Origin of the sequence: Pararhodobacter sp. (genome assembly GCF_036802785.1) — a bacterium.
GTDB lineage: Bacteria > Pseudomonadota > Alphaproteobacteria > Rhodobacterales > Rhodobacteraceae > Pararhodobacter.
This window is the reverse complement of the sequence record NZ_DAIRVN010000006.1, coordinates 1-22,814: the sequence shown is the minus strand read 5'-3', so window position 1 is coordinate 22,814 and position 22,814 is coordinate 1. Positions and strand designations below refer to the sequence as shown.

Annotated in this window: 16 protein-coding genes, 1 pseudogene and 1 riboswitch; of the genes and pseudogenes, 14 read left to right on the top strand and 3 right to left on the bottom strand. The window is 66.0% G+C overall.

The genetic code is table 11. The annotated features are described in order from the left end of the window. Positions 1–22 precede the first annotated feature (22 nt). Positions 23–122, bottom strand: a riboswitch (TPP riboswitch). Positions 123–229: 107 nt separating this feature from the next. From V7Q53_RS04020 to V7Q53_RS03985, 8 genes are all read left to right on the top strand, one after another. Further along, positions 230–544, top strand: coding sequence for an antibiotic biosynthesis monooxygenase family protein (locus V7Q53_RS04020; RefSeq protein ID WP_333827101.1), 315 nt, complete (start codon positions 230–232; stop codon positions 542–544). A gap of 210 nt (positions 545–754) precedes the next feature. Then, positions 755–1,882 carry a chorismate synthase gene (gene aroC / locus V7Q53_RS04015; RefSeq protein WP_333827099.1) on the top strand — a complete coding sequence of 376 codons (1,128 nt, stop codon included), beginning with the start codon at positions 755–757 and terminating at the stop codon, positions 1,880–1,882. Between the two features lie 65 nt (positions 1,883–1,947). Further along, the gene (locus tag V7Q53_RS04010; protein ID WP_333827097.1) at positions 1,948–3,081 is read left to right on the top strand and encodes an FIST N-terminal domain-containing protein; all 1,134 of its coding nucleotides are present in this window, start codon (positions 1,948–1,950) and stop codon (positions 3,079–3,081) included. After that, positions 3,081–5,345, top strand: coding sequence for a hybrid sensor histidine kinase/response regulator (locus tag V7Q53_RS04005; protein ID WP_333827096.1), 2,265 nt, complete (start codon positions 3,081–3,083; stop codon positions 5,343–5,345). The genes V7Q53_RS04010 and V7Q53_RS04005 overlap by 1 nt, the downstream gene beginning before the upstream one ends. A gap of 51 nt (positions 5,346–5,396) precedes the next feature. Next, complete coding sequence (locus V7Q53_RS04000) at positions 5,397–6,302, top strand: AAA family ATPase (protein WP_333827094.1); 906 nt, start codon at positions 5,397–5,399, stop codon at positions 6,300–6,302. After that, positions 6,299–7,561: a vWA domain-containing protein gene (locus V7Q53_RS03995; RefSeq protein ID WP_333827093.1), complete on the top strand. Its 1,263-nt coding sequence runs from the start codon at positions 6,299–6,301 to the stop codon at positions 7,559–7,561. Before V7Q53_RS04000 ends, V7Q53_RS03995 begins: the two co-directional genes overlap by 4 nt. Positions 7,562–7,621: 60 nt before the next feature. Beyond that, the gene (locus V7Q53_RS03990; protein WP_333827091.1) at positions 7,622–8,596 is read left to right on the top strand and encodes an XdhC family protein; all 975 of its coding nucleotides are present in this window, start codon (positions 7,622–7,624) and stop codon (positions 8,594–8,596) included. Beyond that, a complete protein-coding gene (locus V7Q53_RS03985; protein ID WP_333827090.1) occupies positions 8,596–9,618 on the top strand; it encodes a molybdopterin-binding protein in 1,023 nt (340 codons plus the stop codon). The genes V7Q53_RS03990 and V7Q53_RS03985 overlap by 1 nt, the downstream gene beginning before the upstream one ends. Before the next feature lie 239 nt (positions 9,619–9,857). Here V7Q53_RS03985 and V7Q53_RS03980 read toward each other — a convergent pair whose 3' ends face one another. Continuing rightward, positions 9,858–11,144, bottom strand: coding sequence for a hybrid sensor histidine kinase/response regulator (locus V7Q53_RS03980; protein ID WP_333827089.1), 1,287 nt, complete (start codon positions 11,142–11,144; stop codon positions 9,858–9,860). Positions 11,145–11,470: 326 nt separating this feature from the next. Between V7Q53_RS03980 and V7Q53_RS03975 the strand changes: the two genes are divergently transcribed. From V7Q53_RS03975 to V7Q53_RS03950, 6 genes are all read left to right on the top strand, one after another. Beyond that, the gene (locus V7Q53_RS03975) at positions 11,471–12,154 is read left to right on the top strand and encodes a response regulator transcription factor (RefSeq protein WP_333827088.1); all 684 of its coding nucleotides are present in this window, start codon (positions 11,471–11,473) and stop codon (positions 12,152–12,154) included. A gap of 113 nt (positions 12,155–12,267) precedes the next feature. Beyond that, entirely contained in the window at positions 12,268–12,762 is a 495-nt protein-coding gene (locus V7Q53_RS03970; RefSeq protein ID WP_333827087.1) for a (2Fe-2S)-binding protein, read from the top strand. Between the two features lie 221 nt (positions 12,763–12,983). Then, complete coding sequence (locus V7Q53_RS03965) at positions 12,984–15,356, top strand: xanthine dehydrogenase family protein molybdopterin-binding subunit (protein WP_333827085.1); 2,373 nt, start codon at positions 12,984–12,986, stop codon at positions 15,354–15,356. A 12-nt stretch (positions 15,357–15,368) separates the two neighbouring features. Then, positions 15,369–16,157, top strand: coding sequence for an FAD binding domain-containing protein (locus tag V7Q53_RS03960; protein ID WP_333827083.1), 789 nt, complete (start codon positions 15,369–15,371; stop codon positions 16,155–16,157). 226 nt (positions 16,158–16,383) lie between these two features. Continuing rightward, positions 16,384–17,457: a GTPase family protein gene (locus tag V7Q53_RS03955; RefSeq protein ID WP_333827082.1), complete on the top strand. Its 1,074-nt coding sequence runs from the start codon at positions 16,384–16,386 to the stop codon at positions 17,455–17,457. Continuing rightward, positions 17,444–18,994 carry a GTPase family protein gene (locus V7Q53_RS03950; RefSeq protein WP_333827081.1) on the top strand — a complete coding sequence of 517 codons (1,551 nt, stop codon included), beginning with the start codon at positions 17,444–17,446 and terminating at the stop codon, positions 18,992–18,994. Before V7Q53_RS03955 ends, V7Q53_RS03950 begins: the two co-directional genes overlap by 14 nt. 133 nt (positions 18,995–19,127) lie before the next feature. On the opposite strand, the gene V7Q53_RS03945 is transcribed toward V7Q53_RS03950, so the two are convergent. Together V7Q53_RS03945 and V7Q53_RS03940 are read right to left on the bottom strand one after the other, a co-directional pair. Next, positions 19,128–22,448 carry an error-prone DNA polymerase gene (locus V7Q53_RS03945; protein WP_333827080.1) on the bottom strand — a complete coding sequence of 1,107 codons (3,321 nt, stop codon included), beginning with the start codon at positions 22,446–22,448 and terminating at the stop codon, positions 19,128–19,130. Continuing rightward, a pseudogene (locus V7Q53_RS03940) lies at positions 22,445–22,814 on the bottom strand (hypothetical protein); the annotation flags it as partial. The pseudogene V7Q53_RS03940 and the gene V7Q53_RS03945, both read right to left, overlap by 4 nt.

Below are 22,814 nucleotides of genomic sequence, written 5' to 3'. Positions count from 1 at the left end.
CGAACGGCGGGGCCGGGTGGAGGAAGATCCCTGTCACCTTCCCTCCGCCGGTCCTAACCGGTTCAGGTTCAACGGGTTCGCTTGACGCATCTCAGCCGGTGACGGCACCCCGAGGTCTGGATCAAGGTTAAACCCTTGCAGCCCGCAGGTTCAAGGGGGAACTGGCGGATGCGCGGCCGCGCGCTCTGTGCCATACTGGGCCAGATATGAGCAACAGGAGGAGGCAAAGGTGAAGATTTCAGCCGATTTCAACGGTCAGACGGTCATCAGCACATTTGAGATGACACCGGGCACCTGCGCCGATGTCCTTGAGGCGCTGACCGATGCCTATGACACGGTGATCCGCCTTCAGCCCGGCTTCATCAGCGGGGCGATCCATGTCAACGATGCCCAGACGCGCATTTGCACCTATTCGCGCTGGACTGACCGGCGCGATTTTCAGGCGATGCTGCGCACCCCCGAGATGCGGGTGCGCAACCGCGCGATCGCGGCGCTTTGCGCACGGTTCGAGCCGGTGATGTATGAAGTGACATCGGTTTTCTAGCCCCGCACCGGAGCGTGGCGCGCGCCGCGCGAGCGGCGCCGCAGGAAGCCCGGGCAGCCGGGCGCAAGGGGGTTTCCACCCCCTCTTCGGCTGCGCCGAATTCACCCCCGAGCGTATTTCCGGCAAGATGAAAGCGGGCGGCAGACAAGGTGTTTACGCTTGAGCCTTGCCGGGCGCGCGGCTAGACCATGCGCAAAAGGAGCGGTGTGCATGAGCGTCAACACCTTTGGCCGTCTGTTTCGCGTGACCACCTGGGGCGAAAGCCACGGCCCTGCGCTGGGGGCCACGGTCGACGGCTGCCCGCCGGGCATTGCGCTGGAAGCAGAGGCGATCCAGCACTGGCTGGACAAGCGCAGGCCCGGGCAGAACCGTTTCACCACCCAGCGGCGGGAGCCGGATGCGGTGGAAATTCTGTCCGGCGTCTATGAAGGCCGGACGACGGGCACGCCGATCCAGCTGATGATCCGCAATGTCGATCAGCGCTCAAAGGATTACAGCGCGATATCCGAGCGGTTCCGGCCCGGCCATGCCGATATCACCTATTGGCAGAAATACGGCATCCGCGATCCGCGCGGTGGCGGGCGCTCTTCGGCGCGGGAAACCGCGGCGCGGGTAGCGGCGGGCGGCGTGGCGCGCGCGGTGCTGGGCCAGCTTGCGCCCGGCCTGTCGGTCACCGGCTATATGGTACAGATGGGCGCGCGGGCGATTGACCGGGCGCGGCTTGATCCGGCGGCGATTGAGGAAAACCCGTTCTGGTGCCCCGATGCCGGAACCGCCGTGCTTTGGGCTGATGATCTGGACACACTGCGCAAGGACGGCAATTCGGTGGGCGCGGTGATCGAGGTGGTGGCGCGCGGCGTGCCCGCCGGGCTGGGCGCGCCGATCTATGCCAAGCTCGACAGCGAACTGGCCAGCGCCATGATGACCATCAATGCCGTGAAGGGCGTGGAGATCGGCGCGGGTTTCGCTGCCGCCGCGCTGACCGGGGTAGAGAATGCCGACGAGATCAGCATGGGGCCGGATGGCCCGGTCTATGGCTCCAACCACGCGGGCGGGGTGCTGGGGGGCATTTCGACCGGGCAGGACGTGGTGGTGCGGTTTGCGGTCAAGCCGACCTCGTCAATCCTGACGCCGCGCCGGTCGATCACCCGCGAGGGCGAGGCGGTGGATGTGGTTACCAAGGGGCGCCATGACCCCTGTGTCGGCATCCGCGCCGTGCCGGTGGGTGAGGCGATGATGGCCTGCGTGTTGCTGGACCAGTTGCTGCTGCACCGTGGCCAGATGGGCGAGGGGCTGCCCGGCAAGCTGGGTGCCGGCCCCATGGGCAATGCCGACTGACCACGGCGCTTGCCAAGAAGCGCCGGTCTGCCTAGCTTCACCCTGCCAGGGGAGGGCGCGCGGGCATGCAGCAATCGGTGCTATCAGTGGCGCAGGTTCCGGCGCAGGCGCCTTTTCCGGCGCAGGCGCTGCGGGCGCGGCTTGGCGATGGCCCCTTTGCACTGGTCATCGTCTTTGTCTCTCCCCAGGCCGATCTGCCTGCGCTGGCGCGGGAGTTGCAGCAATGTTTTGGCGATACCCCGGTCATCGGCTGCACCACAGCGGGCGAGATCACCGCTGAGGGGTATGGCGATGGCATGATCGTGGCCGCCGCCCTGCCCTCAAGGTATTTCCGCGCCTCGCCCCTGCTGATCCCGGATCTGGCGCGGTTCGATGCGCAGGCGGTGATCGGCGATCTGATCCGCGCGCGCGGCGCAATGGCCCGCGCCTGCCCGGGATGGGAGCATGAATTCGCCTTTCTGATGGTGGACGGGCTGTCAACCAAGGAAGACGCGCTCGCCTCGGCGCTGGCCTCAGGGTTGGGGGCGATGCCGTTGTTCGGTGGCTCGGCCGCCGATGGCACACGCTTTCTGGAAACCTTCGTGCTGCATGGCGGCCAGCTTTTGCGCAATGCCGCCGTGCTGGCGGTGATGCGCACGCAATGCCCGGTCAGGGTGTTCAAGTTCGACCATTTCCGCCCGACAGAGACCCGCATGGTGGTCACCAGCGCTGACCCCGCGCGGCGGATCGTGCGGCAGATCAATGCCGAACCGGCAGCGCGCGAATATGCGCGCCTGCTGGGCAAGGACCCGGCGCAGCTCAACCCCTTCACCTTTGCCGCGCATCCTGTGGTGGTGCGGATCGGCGGGCGCCATCATGTGCGCTCGATCCGGCAGGTGGAGAACAATGGCGATCTGGTTTTCTATTCGGCCATCGACGAGGGGCTGGTGCTGACCCTTGCCGAACCGCTGGATATGGTGGGTCATCTGGCCGATGGGTTTGACAGCCTGTGCGAGACTGCCCAGCCCGAGGCCATCCTTGCCTGCGACTGCATGCTCAGGCGTATGGAGGCGCAGGAAAAGCAGCTTTCCGGGCAGTTGTCCGAGATTTTGCGCCACAACCGCGTGACCGGGTTTTCCACCTATGGTGAGCAGTTCAACGCCATGCATGTGAACCAGACCATCACCGGCGTGGCCCTTTATGCCCCGGAAAGCCCGTGATGGACCATCCGCTGATCAACCCCGCTGACCCGATAGAGCGCCAGCGCGAAAAGCTTCTGACCATTGTCGAGGCGCTGATGCGCCGCGTCGAGCAGGGCACCGACCAGTCGGGCGCGGCTTATGCCCAGTTCGAGCGTGCGGCGATGCTGGAAGATCAGGTGCGCGCCCGCACCCGCGATCTGGAGCGCGCGCTGGACCTGCTCAACCAGTCCAACGCGCGGCTGGCCGATGCCAACCGTGCCACCGAGGCCGCACGCCAGAACCTCGCCAATGCCATCGAGACCGTGCAGGAGGGGTTCGCCCTTTTTGGGCCGGACGAGGTGCTGGTGATGTGCAATGCGCGCTTCGGCAAGCAGATGAGCGATATCAGCGCGCGGCTGGTGCCCGGACTGCGCTTTGCCGATTACGTCGATCTGGTCAGCCGCTCGCGCGATCTGTCGCTGCCGGAGGGGGAAACCCCGCAGGACTGGGCGGTGGCCCGGATGGCGCGGCACCGCGACGCGCATGTCATTTTCAACGTGCAGTTCCGGGGCGATCGCTGGGTGCAGGTGTCCGAGCATCGCACAGCCGATGGCGGCACGGTCATCTTGCAGACCGACGTTACCGATATCATCCGCGCCGAGCGCGAGGAGCGCGGCAAGCTGCTGGACGATCAGGCGCGGGTGGTGCGCGCCACGCTGGACCATATCAGCCAGGGGGTGTGCATTTTCGATGCCCGCGCCCGGATGATCGGATGGAATGCGCGGGCGGGTGAGTTGCTGGCGGTGCCGCGCGCGCGGTTCCGGGCGGGGCTGGCGTTCGGCGATCTGCTGGACCGGCTGCGCGACCGGATCGTGCTGGGTGAGGGGGTCAGCCCCGCCGCCCTGCGCGACTGGGCCTATCAGGACAGCCCCCGCCTGCCCCTGCGCTTTGAGATGCGGCGCGATGGCAGCGCCGGGGGGGGCGGCATGGCGCTGGATGCCTTTGCGCAGGAAATGCCGGACCGGGGGTTTGTCTTCTCGTTCACCGATGTCAGCACCGAGCGCCGCGCCATTGCCGCGCTGAGCCGCGCCAATGAGACGCTGGAGGCCCGTGTGGCCGCGCGCACGCTGGAGCTGGAAGATGCGCTGGCCAATGCCGAGCGCGCCAATGCCACGCGCTCACGCTTTGTGGCGGCGGCCAGCCATGACCTGTTGCAGCCCCTGTCAGCGGCCAAGCTGTTCCTGGCCTCGATGGAGGATGAGCCCCTTGGCGCGCGCAGCGCGGAGGCCCTGGGCAAGGCGCGTTCGGCGCTGGAATCGGTGGAAACCATTCTCGATGCGCTGCTTGACATCTCAAGGCTGGAAAGCGGGCGGCTGTCGGTCAGTATCGGCCCGGTGGCGCTGGGGCCGATGCTGGAGCGGCTGGGCAGTGAGTTTGCCCCGGTTGCTGCGGCAAAGGGGTTGCGGCTGCACATCCGGCCCACCGACCGCGTGGTGCTGTCCGATGCCACCTATCTGCGCCGCATCCTGCAAAACCTGATTGCCAATGCCCTGCGCTACACCGATCGCGGCGGCGTGGTGGTTGGTCTGCGGCTGGCCGGGCCGGATGCGGTGCGGATGGAGGTGGCCGATACCGGCCCCGGCATTCCCGCGCATGAACATCAGGCCATCTTTCGCGAATTTCACCGGCTCAATGCCCGCGCCTCGGCCTCCGAGGGGCTGGGGCTGGGGCTGGCGATTGTCGAGCGCGCGGCGGCGCTGCTGGGCCATGACATCCGGCTTTTGTCGCGGATGGGCCACGGCTCCCGCTTCTCGGTGCGGCTGGGTCTGGCGCCCGCAATGCCCGCCCGGCGCCCGGAACTGCCCGAAACCACGCTGCAAGCCCGCCACCGGCAAGACCTGATCGGTCTGCTGGTGGAAAATGACGCCTCGCTGCGCCGGGCGCTGGTGCATCTGCTGGAAGGCTGGGGGGTCAGCATGCTGGAAACCGCCGGTGCCGATGAGGCCACGGCCCTGCTGGACGAGATCGGCATTCAGCCCGATTTCATGCTGATCGACAATCAACTGGGCAACGGGCCGACGGGGTTGGAGCTGATCGCCACGCTGAGCGCGCGTTACGGCCCCATCCCCGTGCGGCTGATCACCGCCGAGCGCAGCGCGGCGTTGCACGCGCAGACCGCCGCGCAAGGTGTGGCGATCCTGTATAAGCCCATCGACACGCGGACATTGGAGCGTTTCATTGCCTCGGTCGGCCAGCCCGGGCCTGACCTGTCCATTGGTCGCAAGCGCCGCCATCGTGCTTGACCCCGGCACGCCCAGCCCTGAGCATGGCATCACCAACGGGAGGGGGGCTTCGTGACATTCAGCACGATCGACGACATTCAGGCGCTGCTGGCCGGGCAGGATTATGTCTGCGGCCGGTCGCTGGCGACGGTCACTTTTCTGGCGCTCAAACTGGGCCGCCCCCTGTTTCTGGAGGGCGAGGCAGGGACCGGCAAGACCGAGATCGCCAAGGCCATCGCGGCGGCATTGGGGCGGCGGCTGATCCGGCTGCAATGCTATGAGGGGCTGGATGCCGCGTCTGCGGTCTATGAATGGAACTTCCCCGCCCAGATGATCGCCATCCGCGCTGCCGAGGTCACCGGCGGCGGTGATGCCGGGCATCTGCGCGACACGCTTTTCAGCGAGCAATACCTGATCGAGCGCCCGCTTCTGCAAGCCATGCGCCCCCAGCCCGGTGGCGCGCCGGTGCTGCTGATCGACGAGATCGACCGCACGGATGAGCCGTTCGAGGCCTTCCTGCTGGAGGCGCTGAGCGATTTTCAGGTGACCATTCCCGAACTGGGCACGATCAAGGCGCCCGAGCCGCCCATCGTCATCCTCACCTCGAACCGTACGCGCGAGGTGCATGATGCGCTCAAACGGCGCTGCCTCTATCACTGGGTCGATTACCCTGATTTCGCGCGTGAGCTGGAAATTCTGCATGCCCGCGCGCCCGAAGCCTCGGAGGCCCTGTCGCGTGAGGTGGTGGCCTTTGTGCAGCGCCTGCGTACTGAGGATCTGTTCAAGAAGCCCGGCGTGGCTGAAACCATCGACTGGGCGAAATGCCTGCTGGCGCTGGATGTGATAAACCTGTCGCCCGAAGTGATCGCCGATACCTTGGGCGCGATCCTCAAGTATCAGGACGATATTCAGCGCCTTCAGGGGATGGAAGCGAAGAAGATCCTTGATGAGGCGCGCCAGTCGCTGGCCGGGGCATGACTACCCTGCCCGACCTTGCGCTGCCGGACAACCCGCGCCTTGTCGCCAATATCACCCATTTCGCCCGTGCCTTGCGCAAGGCGGGGCTGCCCATCGGCCCCGGCAGGGTGCTGACCGCGATTGAAGCGGTTGAGGCGGCGGGCTTTACCCGCAAGGCAGATTTCTACTGGGTGCTGCACGCCTGTTTCGTCAACCGCCCGGAAGAGCGGCAGGTGTTCCATCAGGTGTTCCGCCTGTTCTGGCGTGACCCGCGCTATCTGGAGCATATGATGGCCCTGATGCTGCCCGCCATCCGTGGCACGCAGGAGGAGCAGGCGGCGGCAGCCGCCGCCAAACGTGCCGCCGAGGCGCTGCTGGACGGGGCCGGGGGGCCGGAGCAAAAGCAGGACGCGGCGCAGGAGGGTGAGACCGAGATCGAGATCGACGCCACGCAAACGGCCTCATCCGAGGAACGGCTGCGCACCCTTGATTTCGAGCAGATGTCAACTGATGAGGCCGCCGCGGCCCGGCGCATGCTGGCGCGGCTTTCGCTGCCGGTTCAGCCCGTCCCTACCCGCCGCCTGACCCCCTCAAACCTTGGCAATCGCCCCGACTGGCGGCGCACCATGCGGCTGGCGGTGCGGCAGGGGGGCGAGATTTCCGCCATTGCGCGCCGTCGCCCCGCCACGCGCTGGCCCGCGCTGGTGGTGCTCTGCGATATCTCGGGCAGCATGTCGCAGTATTCGCGCATGGTACTGCATTTCATCCATGCGGTCGCCAACCGGCAGGGGCAGGGCTGGGCGCGGGTGCATGCCTTCACTTTTGGCACCCGGCTGACCAACATCACCCGCCACCTGCGCCAGCGCGATGTCGATACCGCGCTCAATGCCGCCGGATCGCAGGCGCAGGACTGGCAGGGTGGCACCCGGATCGGCGCCTGCCTGCATGCGTTCAACCGCGACTGGTCACGCCGGGTGCTGGGGCAAGGCGCGGTGGTCCTGCTGATCACCGACGGGCTGGACCGCGACGACCCGGCGCTGCTGGCCCGCGCGATGGAACGCCTGCAGCTTTCCGCGCGCCGGGTGGTCTGGGTGAACCCGCTGTTGCGCTGGGACGGCTTCGCGCCGCGTGCGCAGGGCATCCGGGCGATCCTGCCGCATGTCGATACGCTGCGCGCCGGGCATTCGGTGGCCTCGCTTGCCGCCCTCGCCGGGGCAATATCGGACCCGCAGGACCGGGGCGAAAAGGCACGGCTGATGGCGATGATGGGGCAAGGCTAGACGATTGCACTGGCGGCGCGGCAGGGCGGCATCCATATTCAGCGCAACAAGGAGAGCGGCATGGACCATGACCAGATACCGGAAATCGCGCTCAACTGGCACCGTGAGGGGCGCGGAGCGGCACTGGCGACGGTGATTGAAACCTGGGGATCGGCACCCCGTCAGGCGGGCTCGCAACTGGCGATTTCGGGCGGCGGCGAGATCATGGGCTCGGTCTCGGGCGGCTGCGTCGAGGGGGCGGTGGTGGTTGAGGCGCAGGAGGCGCTGGCGGATGGCACACCGCGCGTGCTGACTTTTGGTGTCGCCGATGAGACCGCGTTTGAGGTGGGTCTGGCCTGCGGCGGCACGATCCGCATTCTGGTGGAGCCGGTGGGCACCGGCAGAGGCCTGCCGGTGGCGATGCTGGAAACCCTTGTCGCGCACCGGGCCGCGCGCCAGCCCGTGGCCTATGGCGTCAGGCCTGACCTTTGGGAACGGCGGCTGATCCTGCCCGATGACGCCGCCATGCAGGACCGCTTCCGCGCCGATCGTTCGGGGCTGGAGGAAGACGGCGAGTTCATCGCCATCTTCAACCCGCCGCTGCGCATGCTGGTGGTGGGCGCGGTGCATATCGCGCAGGCGCTTTTGCCGATGGCGCGGCTGGCGGGCTATGACCCGGTGTTGATTGACCCGCGTGAGGCATTCGGTTCCTCCGGGCGGTTTCCGGGGGAAGTCATCGTGCATGACTGGCCCGACGAAGCCTTGCAGGCGCAGGGACTGGACACGCGCACGGCGGTGGTGACGCTGACCCATGACAGCAAGCTGGATGACCCGGCGATCCTCAGCGCGCTGGCGTCCGATGTGTTCTATCTGGGCTGCCTCGGCTCCACCCGCACCCATGCCAAGCGGCTGGACCGGCTGCGCGAAGCGGGTGTCAGCGAGGGGGCGCTGGCGCGCATCCATGCGCCGGTGGGGCTGGATATCGGCGCAAAGACCCCGGCTGAGATCGCGGTGTCGGTGCTTGCGCAGGTCACTCAGGCGCTGAGGAAGGGCTGATGCAGTTCGGCCCGGTTCCGCTGGATCAGGCAGAGGGCGCGGTGCTGGCGCATTCGGTGCCGCTGCCCGGCGGCGGTCGGCTGCGCAAGGGCAAGGTGCTGGGGCGCGACGATCTGCGCGCACTGGCCGCCGCCGGGTTGGACAGCGTTACCGTGGCGCGGCTGGAGGCAGGCGATATCGACGAGGACAGCGCCGCGCTGCAACTGGCGCAGGCGCTGGTGCCTGACCCGGCAGGGGCCGGGCTGCGGTTGCAGGCGGTGGGCACCGGACGGGTGAACATTCTGGCGGAGGGGCCGGGCGTTGCGCAGATCAACGCGGGGCAGGTTCATGCCGTCAACGCCTGTGATGCGTCAATCACGCTGGCCACGGTGCCGGAATGGGCGCGGATGGAGCCGGGCGGCATGGTCGCAACCGTCAAGATCATCACCTACGCTCTGCCCGGCGCGGCCCTGGCGCGCGCCTGCACGGCGGGGCGCGGTGCTCTGTCCCTTTGCGCGCCGGTGCTGAAAACCGCCTGCCTGATCCAGACCACGGTGGGGGGCGAGATGGAGGGCGCAAAAGGCCAGCGCGTGATCGGCGCGCGGCTGGAGCGGCTGGGCGTGGCGCTGGGGCCGGAAACGGTAGTGGCCCATACGCAAGCCGCGCTGGCCGGGGCGCTTGCGCAGGCACAGGGGGACCTGCTTCTGATCCTCACCGGCTCGGCCACATCGGACAGCCGCGATGTTGCGCCCGGCGCGCTCAGACAGGCAGGCGGGGTGGTCGCGCATTTCGGCATGCCGGTCGATCCCGGGAATCTGCTGTTCATCGGCCAGCTTGCCGGGCGGCCCGTGGTGGGCCTGCCCGGCTGCGCCCGGAGCCCCGCGCTGAACGGTGCCGACTGGGTGATGGAGCGGATCATCTGCGGCATTCCGGTCAGCGGGGACGAGATTGTCCGGATGGGCGTGGGTGGCCTGCTCAAGGAAATTCCCAGCCGCCCCCGCCCGCGCAGACTGCCGCGCGACGCCGATCAGGCGGAGGGCTGAGCCTTAGCCCGCAGCCGGGGTTTCACTGCATATCGGTCTGATTTCGGCAAGAGTGCTGGTGTTCAGGGCTGTTGGATGCTGCCAGCCGCATAACGCGCCACGACTTCGGCATTGGCGGTGAGCGCAAGGGCGGGACACGGCTGCGATGAAACCGGCGGCCACAAGAGCTTTGACCTGCGTGGTGACGGCAGACGGGCTTGAAGCCAATTCCTGCACCCGCTGCAGGCCAGTGCGACCGCTCAGCCGCCCGGCGGGTGCAGATCAGGCACGGGAAGCGTTATGCGCATGACGGTGCCGGTTTCCACGCCGGTTGCGACCACTTCAAGGCTGCCACCACAAGCCTCGACAATCCTCAGGGCGCTGGCAATGCCCAGCCCGATGCCAGGCCAGATGCGCGTATCGGAATTGTCGCCGTTCATGAACGGCGCACCAAGATTTCCGCGGACATGATCGCACAGACCCGGACCACGGTCGCGGATATCGATGGTGACCCGCTCATCAATACGGGCGGCCATGGATACGGTACCACCGTCCGGGCTGGCCTTGACCGCATTGTCCATGAGCGAACGCAGCGCGCTGCGGAGAAGAAACCGCGGGCCACGGACCTTGAGCCGGGCCATACAGGCAACCGTCACCGTCACCCTTTTGGCGCCGGTCTGCGGCGCCAGCTCGGTGACGATGTCGCGCGCCAGCTCCGCCAGATCGATCAGGTCATGCGGCTGGGTGCGCACCTGCCGGTCGATATCAATGAAGTTGAGCGCATTGTCGACGATATTGGCCAGGCTCTCGCCAGCGCGGCGGATTTCGGCGGCAAAATCGCGGATTTCCCCGGCAGACAATGCATCGGCATTTTCCAGAACCTGCGCCAGGCCGATAATCGGTATCAGCGGGGTGCGCAGCTCATGGCTGACGATCCCGGCCATGGTCTGACCGACATAGGTCAGCCGGGCATGGGTGTCTTCAAACCGCGCCTCGGTCTGGCGTAGCTGATCCTGATAATGCATCCGCTCTTTCCTGACCTGTTCAAGCGCCAGATCCATCGCAGCAAGCCGCTGGAAACGGTCGCGCCGGGCAAAGGCGGTGCGATAGGCGCGCTCGGCCGCAGCAACGAGGTTGCGCATGTCGAAGGGCTTGCGCAGAAAATCAAATACCCGGTAGCGCAGGGCGGCAATCAAGGCATCGCTATTGACCTCCCCGGTGGCCAGGATCACCTCGGCATGCCGGTCATCGCGCCGGGCTTCATGCAGCCAGTTCACCAGATCAAAGCCGGTTTCAGACGGCATCTGAATATCCGAGATGATGACCATAATCTCAGGATGGGCATGCAGTATGTTTTTGGCATCGGCGACTGTTTCAGCAGAGAATGTCACCCAGCCGGCCTTATCCAGGGCGATACGAAGAAATTCGAGCATCAAAGGGTCATCATCGACCAGAAGCGCAGCTTTCAGCGCATGCTTGTCACCCTCGGCACCCTGCGCTTCCACCAACCGTGGGACGAGAAGCTTTGTATCATTGCCAGATTTCATCAGAACCCCGGAACTGAATCAGAAAACCCCTGTCCGCTGACCGGCTTTCGCCGCTGCAAGAGGATTGGTAACTGAAGTTTACGCCCAGAAAATTGAAAATTTGTGTTCGCAACCAGAGTTTTGTCACCTGCCGCCCTTCCCGCGTGAACGCTCCCGCTTCTGACCTGACGCCCTCGCAGCACGGTTAAGCCCCCTGCGGGCCGCACCACGGAAAGGCGAACCGGAGGTTCACAACAAATATGCACGTTCCCGCTTGCTTTTAAACATAATTTATCTACAAAAAGAATACACAATTGTATCAGTTCGGTAGCAAAAGGGTGGATGGTATGACGAAGGTTCTGGTGATGGATAATGATGCCAACATCGGGCTGCTCATTCAAAACATCCTTGAACCAGAAGGCTTCTCTGTATCGGCGACAAAATCATCAACGGCGCTTGGTGAATTAAAAGAAACATCTGCGATAGATCTTTATATTGTCGATATCGCCCTTCCTGAAGGGGACGGGCTTGATCTGGTGCGCGAGCTGCGCGACCGCTCAAGCAGCGGCATCATCATTCTCAGCGCGCACGACAGTGAGGCATGCCAGGTCGCGGGCCTTGAACTGGGCGCTGATGATTACATCACCAAGCCCTTCCGGCCACGCGAACTTGCCGCGCGGGTCAAGGCCGTGCACCGCCGCACCGCCGCCGCCCGGCAACAGCCCGATCAGGCAGGTATCGCGGTAAAGGGCTACCGGCTGATCACCGAAAGCCGGAGCGTGCTTGATGCCCGGGGCAAGGAGATCGCGCTGACGACCGCCGAATACACCATTTTCAGCGTTCTCGCGCAGCGGCAGGGAGAGGTTCTCAGCCGCGACGAGATCATCGGCCTGTCAAAAGGCCGGGACTGGCGCTGCTATGAGCGCTCGGTCGACGGGCTCATCAGCCGTTTGCGGCGCAAGCTTCCGGCGCTGCCCGGCACCTCGCATTTCATAAAGACGGTGCATGGCACCGGATATACCATCGCCTGAGCCGGGCGCGTTGCCGCTGGCAGGCGGCACAGGGTGAACATTGCCCAAAGGTGGCATTTCCTGCCCGGACCTGCCGTGTTTAACTGCCGGTCGGAGCCAAGGGGGAGGACGGCATGACAAAAGTATCCATGACGGTAAACGGCAAGGCCGTTGCCGCCGAAGCGGAAGGCCGCACATTGCTGTCGGCATTCCTGCGCGAGGGGTTGGGCCTGACCGGCACGCATATCGGCTGCGACACCTCGCAATGCGGGGCCTGCGTTGTGCATGTCGATGGCAAGGCGGTCAAAAGCTGCTCGGTGCTGGTGATGGACGTGGCCGGTGCCGATGTGCGCACGATCGAGGGGATGGCCAATGCCGATGGCTCGCTCGGCACGATCCAGCAGGCGTTTCAGGACCATCACGGGTTGCAATGCGGCTTCTGCACGCCGGGTATGGTGATGTCGGCAGCAGCACTGCTGGCCGAGAACCCCAGCCCCACCGAATCCGAAGTGCGCCACTATCTGGAAGGCAATATCTGCCGCTGCACGGGGTACCACAACATCGTCAAGGCCGTGCTTGCTGCCAGCGGGCAGGAGGTTTCCGGCCTTGGCACCATCGCGGCGGAATAGACGGTCATGACCGGCGCGGGCGCGATGACAGGGGGCGAGCGGGTAAACGGGCCGTCAAAGGCCCGTAACCAAGCCGCTTGCAAGCGGCTTGGCACGCGGTTTGCAAACCGTGTGGGGAAGGCACTTCGAAGCGCCTTCTGTCCGGCACCGACAGCCGCGTTCTGACGGATGAACAACGGGGGGGCAAGCCTCACCCCGCAATGGGATCAAGGGAGGATACCATGCCCAAGGACGGCATCGGCGCGGCAACACTGCGGCGCGAGGACATCCGCTTTCTGACAGGAAACGGACGTTACACCGACGATATCAATCTGCGTGGTCAGGCGCATGCGCATTTTCTGCGCAGTCAGGTCGCGCATGGCACGATCAACGCCATCGACACCGCTGCCGCCGAGGGCATGCCCGGCGTGGTCCGCATCTTCACCGGGGCGGATTTCGCTGCTGTCGGCGGCCTGCCCTGCGGCTGGCAGATCACCGACCGTCACGGCAACCCGATGCAGGAACCCAAGCACCCGGTGCTGGCCGACGGCAAGGTGCGCCATGTCGGCGACCCCATCGCCGTGGTCGTGGCCGAAACCTATGAGCAGGCGCGCGATGCCGCCGAGGCGATTGAGGTGGATATCACCGAGCTTCCCGCTGTGGTGAACATGAAGGCCGCGCTGGCCGAGGGCGCGCCAAAGGTGCATGACGATCTGACTTCGAACCTGTGCTACGACTGGGGTTTTGTCGAGGAAAACAAGGCCGCCGTCGAGGAGGCTTTCGCCAAGGCCGCGCATACCGTCACGCTGGAGCTGGTCAACAACCGCCTTGTCGCCAACCCGATGGAGCCGCGTGTCGCCGTGGGGGATTATGACCCCTGGGATGACATGCACACCCTCTACACCACCTCCCAGAACCCGCATGTCATCCGGCTGCTGATGGGCGCCTTCGTGCTGGGCATTCCTGAGCATAAGCTGCGCGTGGTGGCGCCGGATGTCGGCGGCGGCTTCGGCACCAAGATCTTCCATTACGCCGAAGAGGCTTTCTGCACCTTCGCCGCCAAACAGCTCAAACGCCCGGTGAAATGGACCTCCAGCCGCTCGGAAGCCTTCATGTCGGATGCGCATGGCCGCGACCATGTCACCAAAATGGAACTGGCACTGGATGCTGAGCACAATTTCACCGCCATCCGCACCGAGACCTACGCCAATATGGGCGCTTATCTGAGCACCTTCGCCCCCTCGGTTCCCACATGGCTGCATGGCACGCTGATGGCCGGGAACTACAAAACGCCGCTGATCTATGTGAACGTCAAGGCGGTGTTTACCAACACGGTCCCGGTCGATGCCTATCGCGGCGCGGGGCGGCCTGAGGCGACATTCCAGCTTGAGCGCATCGTGGACAAGGCCGCGCGCCAGCTGGGCGTGGACCCGATAGAGCTTCGGCGCAAGAACTTCATCCAGACCGACCAGTTCCCTTATCAGACCCCGGTTGCCGTGGTCTATGACACCGGCAATTATCAGGCGACGCTGGATAAATTGCTGGACATCGCGGACCATGCGGGGTTTGAGGCCCGCGCGGCGGAGTCGAAAAAGCGCGGCAAGCTCCGCGGCTTTGGTCTGGCGCATTACATCGAGGCCTGTGGCATCGCGCCGTCCAATCTGGTGGGGCAACTGGGGGCGCGTGCGGGGCTATATGAATCGGCCACCGTGCGGGTGAACGCTACCGGCTCCATCTCGGTCTTCACCGGCAGTCACAGCCACGGGCAGGGCCATGAAACCACCTTCGCGCAGGTCGTGGCTGAGATGATCGGCATCCCCGCCACGCAGGTCGATATCGTGCATGGCGATACCGCGCGCACCCCGATGGGCATGGGCACTTATGGCTCGCGCTCGCTGGCGGTGGGGGGGTCGGCACTGGTCAGGGCGATGAACAAGATCATCAACAAGGCCAAGAAGATTGCCGCACATCTGCTGGAAGCCGCCGAGGCGGATATCGAGCTGAAGGATGGCAAGTTCTCGGTCGCGGGCACCGACAAGTCGGTGGACTGGGCGGGTGTCACGCTCGCGGCTTATGTGCCGCACAACTACCCGCTGGAAGACCTTGAACCGGGGCTGGAGGAGACGGCATTTTATGACCCTTCCAACTTCACCTACCCCGCCGGGGCCTATGGCTGCGAGATCGAGCTGGACCCGGAAACCGGCAAGGTTGAAATCATGGCCTTTGCCGCTGCCGATGATTTCGGCAATGTCGTCAACCCGATGATCGTGGAAGGCCAGGTGCATGGCGGGCTGGCGCAGGGTATCGGCCAGGCGCTGATGGAGAACTGCGTCTATGATGAGAACGGTCAGCTTCTGTCGGGCTCCTACATGGATTACGCGATGCCGCGCGCCGATGATCTGCCCAATTACAAGGTCGATCATTCCTGCAACACGCCCTGCACCCACAACCCGCTGGGCGTAAAAGGCTGCGGCGAGGCCGGGGCGATCGGCAGCCCGCCTGCCGTGGTCAATGCCGTGATCGACGCGCTGCACCGCGCCGGGCACACCAATATCACCCATATCGACATGCCCCTGACGCCTTCGCGCGTCTGGGCGGCGATGAACGGCAAGTAAGGGGGAAACGGGATGTATGCTTTCGACTTTGTAAAACCCTCAACACTGGATGAGGCCGTATTGGCGCTGGCGCAGGAGGGGGCGCAGCCCTTCTCCGGCGGGCAGACGCTGCTGCCGACGATGAAGCAGCGGCTGAACGCGCCCGATGCGCTGGTCAGTCTGACCGGCATCGCCGAGTTGCAGGGGGTGCGCCGTGACGGCGACACGCTGGTCATCGGCGCGGCCACCACCCATGCCACCGTCGCCGCTGAGGCGGCGGCGCATTACCCGGGGCTGGCCGCGCTGGCGGGCCAGATCGGTGACCCGGCGGTGCGCAACCGGGGCACTCTGGGCGGCTCGGTCGCCAATAATGACCCCTCCGCCTGCTATCCGGCGGCGGTGCTGGCCTCAGACGCGACCATCGTCACCAACAGCCGCGAAATCGCGGCGGCGGACTTTTTTCAGGGCATGTTCACCACGGCGCTGGAAGAGGGCGAGATCATCACCGCCATCCGCTTCCCGATCCCGGCGAAATCAGCCTATGCCAAGTTCCTGCAACCGGCCTCGCGTTTTGCGCTGACCGGGGCATTCGTGGCGCAATACGCGGACGGTGTCCGTGTGGCGATCACCGGCGCGTCAGAGGGCGGGGTGTTCCGCTGGTCCGAGGCGGAAGCGACGCTGTCAGGCGATTTCAGCCCCGAGGCACTGAGCGGCCTTTCCGTGCCGGCAGGTGGCATGATTGGCGATCTGCATGGCACGCCCGGATACCGCGCGCATCTGGTGGGGGTAATGACCCGCCGGGCGGTTGCCGCGGCAAGCTGAGCGGGCGGCAACAACCGGGCCCACCAACCGGGAGCCCATCAACAGGGGGCCGGGGCATCGCCATATGCCCCGGCCCCCTGTCATTTTGCACCGCGCAAGGGAACACGGCCGGTGTCTGCGCGTTAGTTTGAGCTATGCAAAGGGTTTGTCTGCGCGCAGGGTTTGAAGCGACAGTGCATGTCACCTAAGTTAAAGGTTGGGCCGAACTGGCAGGAATGGGCATCTGGTGAAGGGTTACATCCGTAAGATACTGGGGCTGGGCGCCGCGCTTGAGCCGCCTGAGAGCATTGAGCTGCCTCTGCCCACGCTCTGGCTGCTGGGCAATACCGGGGCGGGGAAATCGTCGCTGGTGCGCGCCCTGACCGGCGAGGCCGAGGTGGGCTCGGGCTTTGCGCCCTGCACCCGCACCGCGCGCGCCTTTGACTTTCCCGCCGGGCACCCCGTTCTGCGCTTTCTGGATACGCGCGGGCTGGGCGAGGCGGGGTATGACCCTGCCGAAGATCTGGCCACCGCCGAAAAGGGCAGCCATGCGGTGCTGGTGGTGATGCGGATGGATGACCCGGCACAGGGTGCGGTGGCCGATACGCTGCGCCGGGTGCGCGCGCGGCGGCCCAAGGTGCCGGTGCTGGTTGTCCATACCGGCGGCGATCTGGTGCGCGATGCAGGCGCGCAGGCGCGCGCGCGCGGTCAGGCGCAGGCGGTGATGGAAGCGGCGGCGCGCAGCGCCCTGCCTGCCGTCACCTTGTCCCTGCCCGAGGATATGGACAGCGCCGAAGGGATAGACGATCTGCGCGCCCGGCTGGGCGAACTGCTGCCGGAGCTGACGCTTCTGCTGATGCGTGAACGCGACTGGAGCGAAGAGGCCGCGCGCTTTGCCACGCTGCGGCCGATGGTTCTGTGGTATGCCGGGGCAGCCGGGGCCAGCGATGCTGCGCCGCTGGTGGGCTCGGTTTCCGTTCCGGCGTTGCAGGGTGCCCTGCTGCATGCGCTGGCGCGGCGCCATGGGCTGGAATGGACCACCGCGCGCATTGCCCTTTTCGCCTCGGCGCTGGGGACGGGAGCGATCCTTCAGTATGCGGCCAGCCATATGCTGCGTCAGGGCGCCAAGCTGGTGCCGGTGTATGGCCAGACGCTGGGTGCGGCGGCAGCGGCGGCGGCCAGTTTTGCGGCAACCTATGCGCTGGGGCGGGCGGCCTCGGCCTGGCTTTACCGCGCCGCGCGGGGTGAGACGCTGGATTCCGAGGATCTGCGCCATCTGTATGATGAGGCCTTCACCAGGGCGCGGCATGCAAATCGCTGACCGGCTCAGGCTGTTTTTCCTGCGCTGGAGCAGGTTGGGGTCGGCCGGGCTGCTGCTTTTGCCGCTGACGATCACCTCGGTTCTGGGTTTCCTCTGGCTGCTTGAGCGCGGCTGGCTGATGTGGTTCGTGCTGGCCTCGATCGCGCTCTTTGCCGGGGCGCGCGCCACCCGCTTCGTGCTGCGCCGTCGCAAACCGCAGGAGCCAACGCCCCGGCAGGTCGACTCCCCCGCCATCGACCCGGAATGGAGCCCGCGTGAGGTTGCAGCCTATGAGCGTGCGCAGGGTCTTATCAACAGCCGCCTGTCTGCCCCCCTGCCCTGGCAGGAGCTGCCTGCTGAAGCGCTGGCCGTGGTTGAACTGGTTGCCGCCGATCTTTCCGGCGGCAAGCGCACCGCGCTTGATTTCACGGTTCCCGAGGCGCTGCTGCTGGTTGACCGCGTTTCGCTGCGCTACCGCGAGTTTCTGCGCCGCCATGTGCCTTTTTCCGATCAGTTTTCGGTGCGTACCCTCTACTGGCTGTGGCGGCGGCAGGATCAGGCGCTGGCCGCCTGGGAAACCGGGTTTCTGGCCTATCGCGGTGTGCGGCTGGTGCTCAACCCCGCCCTTGGCCTGCTGCGCGAGGCTGAGCGCGCCATTACCTCGGGGATGCAGGACAAGCTGAGCGATCAGTTCATGCGCGATGCGCAGGCGATCCTGCTGGAAGAGGTCGCGCAGGCGTCGGTTGACCTGTATTCGGGGCGGCTGCGGTTTTCCGAGGCCGAGCTGATGCAGATTCAACTGGGCTCAGAGATGCGCGACCGCGCCCAGCTTGCGCAGGAGGATGACCCGGTGCGCATTCTGGTGGTGGGGCAGGTAAGCGCCGGAAAATCATCGCTGATCAACGCGTTACTGGGTCAGACGGGAATGGGCGATGCGGCTGCGGAAACCGACATGGCCCCCACCACCGACCGCCTGGCCGCGCATGAAACCGAGATTGACGACATTCCCGTGCGCCTTGTCGATACGATGGGGCTGGACGGATCAGAAAAGGTGCTGCGCCAAATGGCGGCGGAAATGGCCGAGGCCGATCTGATTGTCTGGGCAATACGCGCCAGCCGCCCGGGCCGGGGGCTGGATGTGGCACTGCTGGAACGGTTCAACGCGCTGTTCACTGCCGATCCTACCCGCCGCCGCCCACCTGTGCTGTTTGTCGCAACCGCCGCCGATACGCTGGTGCCCGGCTGGCCCTATACCGAGAACCGCCTGCCGCAGGGGGTGCAGCATAAGCTGGGGCAGGCGATGGCGGCGATTGCGGCGGATATGGGGGCGGGGGCAGTCATCCCGGTCTGTTCCGAGGCGCCGGAATGGAACATCGATACGCTGCATGATGCGCTGCGCACGGCGCTGAGCGAGGCGCTGATGACCCAGCGCAACCGCCGCCGCCTGACGGGCACCAAGGGCGGGTTGCAACTGCGCGAAAATCTTGGCCGCGCGGGGCGCGGTCTGGGCAAGGGCGCCCAGTTTCTGCGCCGCAGCCTGCTGCGCCGCCCCCGTTAGAGCCTGTCGCGTTCACGCGATACGCGCTGACCCGCTAATTTCACCTGCCCGGGAAGCGCAGAACCGCGCCCATCTTTGCGCGCCATGCTCCAAGGGAATCCGGAAGCCATGCGGGAAGTGCGGCAGCCGGTGCTCAATGAAAATCCCGGCTGGGGAACAGCCGTTTGGCCTGTTCGCGCGGATGGCGGGCGCGGGGCGGGTAGCGGGATGGCGGGCGTGGGGGCCGGGGGGCATCATCGGCCTGCGGATGGGTCCGGCCCACGGCCTCGTCCATCGGGTGGCCAAGGTCTGACAGCAGCGGTGACAGATCCTCGATCTGTTCGGCAATCAGATGCGCCACAATCCCTTCGCGCTCCAGCCGCCCGCGCACCCGCAGCAGCCGCCCGCCCATGACCATCCGGCGAAAACGCGCATAGACCGTGGGCCAGACCACCACATTCGACACCCCGGTTTCATCCTCCAGCGTCAGAAAGATCACCCCTGAGGCGGTGCCGGGCCGCTGCCGGGTGATGACCAGACCGCAGACGCTCAGGCGCCCGGCGGGCACGGTGGGCAACTGGTCATGCGCGGTAAGGCCCGCAATCGAGGGGCGCAGCAGCTCCATCGGATGGGCGCGCAGGCTCAGGCGCAGGGCAATGTAATCTTCGACCACCTCCTCGCCCAGATGCATGGCGGGAAGGGTGACCACGGGTTCGCGCAGCCCTTCCCCGTCAATGGGACCGGCAAAAAGCGGCAGAGGCGCGGGCGCACGGATGGCCCGCACCGCCCAAAGGGCATCCCGCCGCGTCATCCTCCCCATACCGGCAAAGGCATCGGCATCGGCAAGACGTTCCAGCACCGCAGGGGCAAGCCCCGCCCGCAGCCACAGGCTTTCGGGGTCAGGATACCCGTTGCCGCGCGCAGCCCTGATCCATTCGGCATCGCCCTCGCGGAAACCCTTGATCTGGCGAAACCCCAGCCGCAGCGCCAGCACGCCGTCGCCGCGCCGTTCCAGCGTATTGTCCCAGACCGACTGGTTCACGCAGACCGGCCGCACCTCCACGCCATGGTCGCGCGCATCCCGCACGATCTGGGCGGGGGCGTAAAAGCCCATGGGCTGCGAATTGAGCAGCGCGCAGGCAAAGATCGCCGGATGATGGCATTTCAGCCAGGATGAGACATAGGTGAGCATGGCAAAGGCCGCCGCGTGGCTTTCGGGAAAACCGTAATCGGCAAAGCCCTCGATCTGGCTGAAACAGGCCGCCGCAATCTCGGGGGTGTAGCCGTTCTTCAGCATCCCGTTGACAAAACGCTCCCGATGCGCGCCGATCGTGCCCATGCGCCGGAACGAGGCCAGCGAGCGGCGCAGCTGGTCGGCCTCTTCGGGGGTGTAGCCCGCGCCGACCACGGCAATCTGCATCGCCTGTTCCTGAAACAGCGGCACACCCAGTGTCTTGTGCGTGACCTGCGCCAGTGCGGGGCCAAAGGGTTCGGGCTTTTCCAGCCCCTGACGGCGGCGGATATAGGGTTTGACCATACCGCCCTGAATGGGGCCGGGCCGGACGATGGCAACCTCGATCACCAGATCATAAAAGGTGGCGGGCTTCATGCGGGGCAGAAAATTCATCTGCGCGCGGCTTTCCACCTGAAAGACGCCGACTGCATCCGCCTTTTGCAGCATCGCATAGGTTGCCGGGTCTTCCTGCGGGACGCTGTCCAGCGTCAGCAGGGTATCCTCATACTGCGCCAGCAACCGGAAGGATTTCTGAATACAGGTCAGCATCCCCAGACTGAGGACATCAACCTTGAGGATATTGAGGGCGTCGATATCGTCCTTGTCCCATTCAATCACGGTGCGGTCCTTCATCGCCGCGTTTTCGATGGGGCACAGCTCATCAAGGCGCCCGCGGGTAATGACAAAGCCGCCGACATGCTGGGAAAGGTGGCGCGGAAAGCCGATGATCTCGGTAATCAGGCGCAGCGTCTGGGCAAGGCGGCGGTCGCGCAGGTCAAGGCCCAGCTCGCGGATGCGCGCCGGATCGGCCCCGCCATTCGACATGCCCCAGATCTGCCCTGAAAGCGCGGCCGTCACATCCAGGCTCAGGCCCATGACCTTGCCCACCTCGCGGATCGCCGCGCGGGAGCGGAAGTGAATCACCGTGGCGCACAGCCCGGCGCGGTGGCGGCCGTAGTGTTCATAGATCCACTGGATGACCTCTTCGCGCCGTTCATGCTCGAAATCCACATCGATATCCGGCGGCTCGCCGCGATGGCGCGAGATGAAGCGCTCCACCACCATGCCGATCATGTCGGGGCTGACATCGGTGATGCCCAGCAGGTAGCACAGGATGGAATTGGCCGCCGACCCGCGCCCCTGACACAAAATGCCGCGGCGGCGCGCCTCGGTCACGATGTCATGCACGGTCAGGAAATAGGCGGCATAGTTCAGTTCGGCCACCAGCACGAGTTCCTTGTCCATCAGCGACAGCACCCGCGGCGGCGCGCCTTGCGGATAGCGGCGGGCAAGGCCTGCGCGGGCCAGCCGTTCAAGCCGCGCCTGCGGGGCCTCGCCATCCGCGACCTCATCGGGATATTCATAGCTGAGCTGCCGCAGATCGAAGGAACAGCGCGCGGCAATCTCCAGCGTGCGGCGCAGCGCGGCAGGATGGCGGTGGTAAAGGCGCGCCATATCGGCATGGCCCTTCAGGCGGCGCTCGGCATTGGGCAGCGCGCGGGTGCCGATCTGGTCAATGGTGATCCCCTCGCGCAGGCATGTCAGCACATCCGCAAGCTGCCGCCGGGCGGCGCGGTGCATCAGCACATCCCCCACCGCCACCATGGGGGCCGAGCACCGCAGCGCCAGGCCCGCGCAGGCATCGAACCATGCCTGATCGCTGCCGTCATAGCGCGGGGCGGCCCCCAGAAAGACATGCCCCGGATAACAGCGCCGCAGCCGCCGGAGAGGGCCCTCGGCCCCGGTCAGGCCGTCGGGCGGCAGGGCAATCAGGATCATGCCCTGACACCCGGCTTCAAGATCGCACAGATCAAGATGGCATTCAGCCTTGGCCGCCCGCCCCTTGCCCAGCGTCAGCAGCCGGGCCAGCCGCTGATAGGCCGCGCGGTCGGTGGGCAGAGCCAGCCATTCCACCGGGCAGTCGCGCAGCACCAGCCGCGCCCCCACGATCAGCCGGGGCAGAGGGCCCGGGGCCGGACAGGGCAGTTCACGCGACGCCACCTCTTGCCGGGACGAGGCATCCATCCGCGTGCCCGAGCGCACCCGCAGCGCCGTCTCGGTCTGTTCGCGCAGGGTTTTCAGCGCCTTCCAGGCACGCACCACCCCCGCCAGCGTGTTCCGGTCAGTGATCGCCACCGCCGCCAGCCCCAGCTCGGCCGCGCGCAGCACCAGCTCCTCCGGGTGCGAGGCGCCGGTCAGAAAGGTGAAATTCGAGGTGACACAAAGCTCGGCATAGCTCATGCGAATTCCCCCTGCACAAACCAGCCGGGGTTTTGCGGCGTGTAGAACAGCCAGAGGCGGCGACCCTGCCGGGTTTCCACCCGCCAGTAATCGCGCATCCCGGAATGCCAGTTCTCATCCTCCAGCCACCATTCCGGCGCGATCCGCTCAGGCCCGGTGGCGCGGGCCGTGCGCAGGCGCATGCCCCGCCAGCGGAAATGGTCCGGCGGCTGGCTGAGCTGCGCGCTGGTGCCCGGCTCGGTGGCGCCCTGCCCTTTATCGCTTGCCCCTTCAGTCCCCGGCCCGCCCACAATCGGCTCAGGCGCAAACAGACGCAGCGGGCGGGGGCGGGGGCTGGACCAGCCGGTTTCGGGCACCGTATAGGCG

Excerpts from the sequence above, each read along its gene's own strand:
- V7Q53_RS03945 (WP_333827080.1), bottom strand. The coding sequence starts at position 22,448 with ATGAGCTATGCCGAGCTTTGTGTCACCTCGAATTTCACCTTTCTGACC.
- V7Q53_RS03975 (WP_333827088.1), top strand. The coding sequence starts at position 11,471 with ATGACGAAGGTTCTGGTGATGGATAATGATGCCAACATCGGGCTGCTC.
- V7Q53_RS03995 (WP_333827093.1), top strand. The coding sequence starts at position 6,299 with ATGACTACCCTGCCCGACCTTGCGCTGCCGGACAACCCGCGCCTTGTC.
- V7Q53_RS03985 (WP_333827090.1), top strand. The coding sequence starts at position 8,596 with ATGCAGTTCGGCCCGGTTCCGCTGGATCAGGCAGAGGGCGCGGTGCTG.
- V7Q53_RS03965 (WP_333827085.1), top strand. The coding sequence starts at position 12,984 with ATGCCCAAGGACGGCATCGGCGCGGCAACACTGCGGCGCGAGGACATC.
- V7Q53_RS03960 (WP_333827083.1), top strand. The coding sequence starts at position 15,369 with ATGTATGCTTTCGACTTTGTAAAACCCTCAACACTGGATGAGGCCGTA.
- V7Q53_RS03970 (WP_333827087.1), top strand. The coding sequence starts at position 12,268 with ATGACAAAAGTATCCATGACGGTAAACGGCAAGGCCGTTGCCGCCGAA.
- V7Q53_RS04005 (WP_333827096.1), top strand. The coding sequence starts at position 3,081 with ATGGACCATCCGCTGATCAACCCCGCTGACCCGATAGAGCGCCAGCGC.
- V7Q53_RS04010 (WP_333827097.1), top strand. The coding sequence starts at position 1,948 with ATGCAGCAATCGGTGCTATCAGTGGCGCAGGTTCCGGCGCAGGCGCCT.
- aroC (WP_333827099.1), top strand. The coding sequence starts at position 755 with ATGAGCGTCAACACCTTTGGCCGTCTGTTTCGCGTGACCACCTGGGGC.
- V7Q53_RS03980 (WP_333827089.1), bottom strand. The coding sequence starts at position 11,144 with ATGAAATCTGGCAATGATACAAAGCTTCTCGTCCCACGGTTGGTGGAA.
- V7Q53_RS03990 (WP_333827091.1), top strand. The coding sequence starts at position 7,622 with ATGGACCATGACCAGATACCGGAAATCGCGCTCAACTGGCACCGTGAG.
- V7Q53_RS03950 (WP_333827081.1), top strand. The coding sequence starts at position 17,444 with ATGCAAATCGCTGACCGGCTCAGGCTGTTTTTCCTGCGCTGGAGCAGG.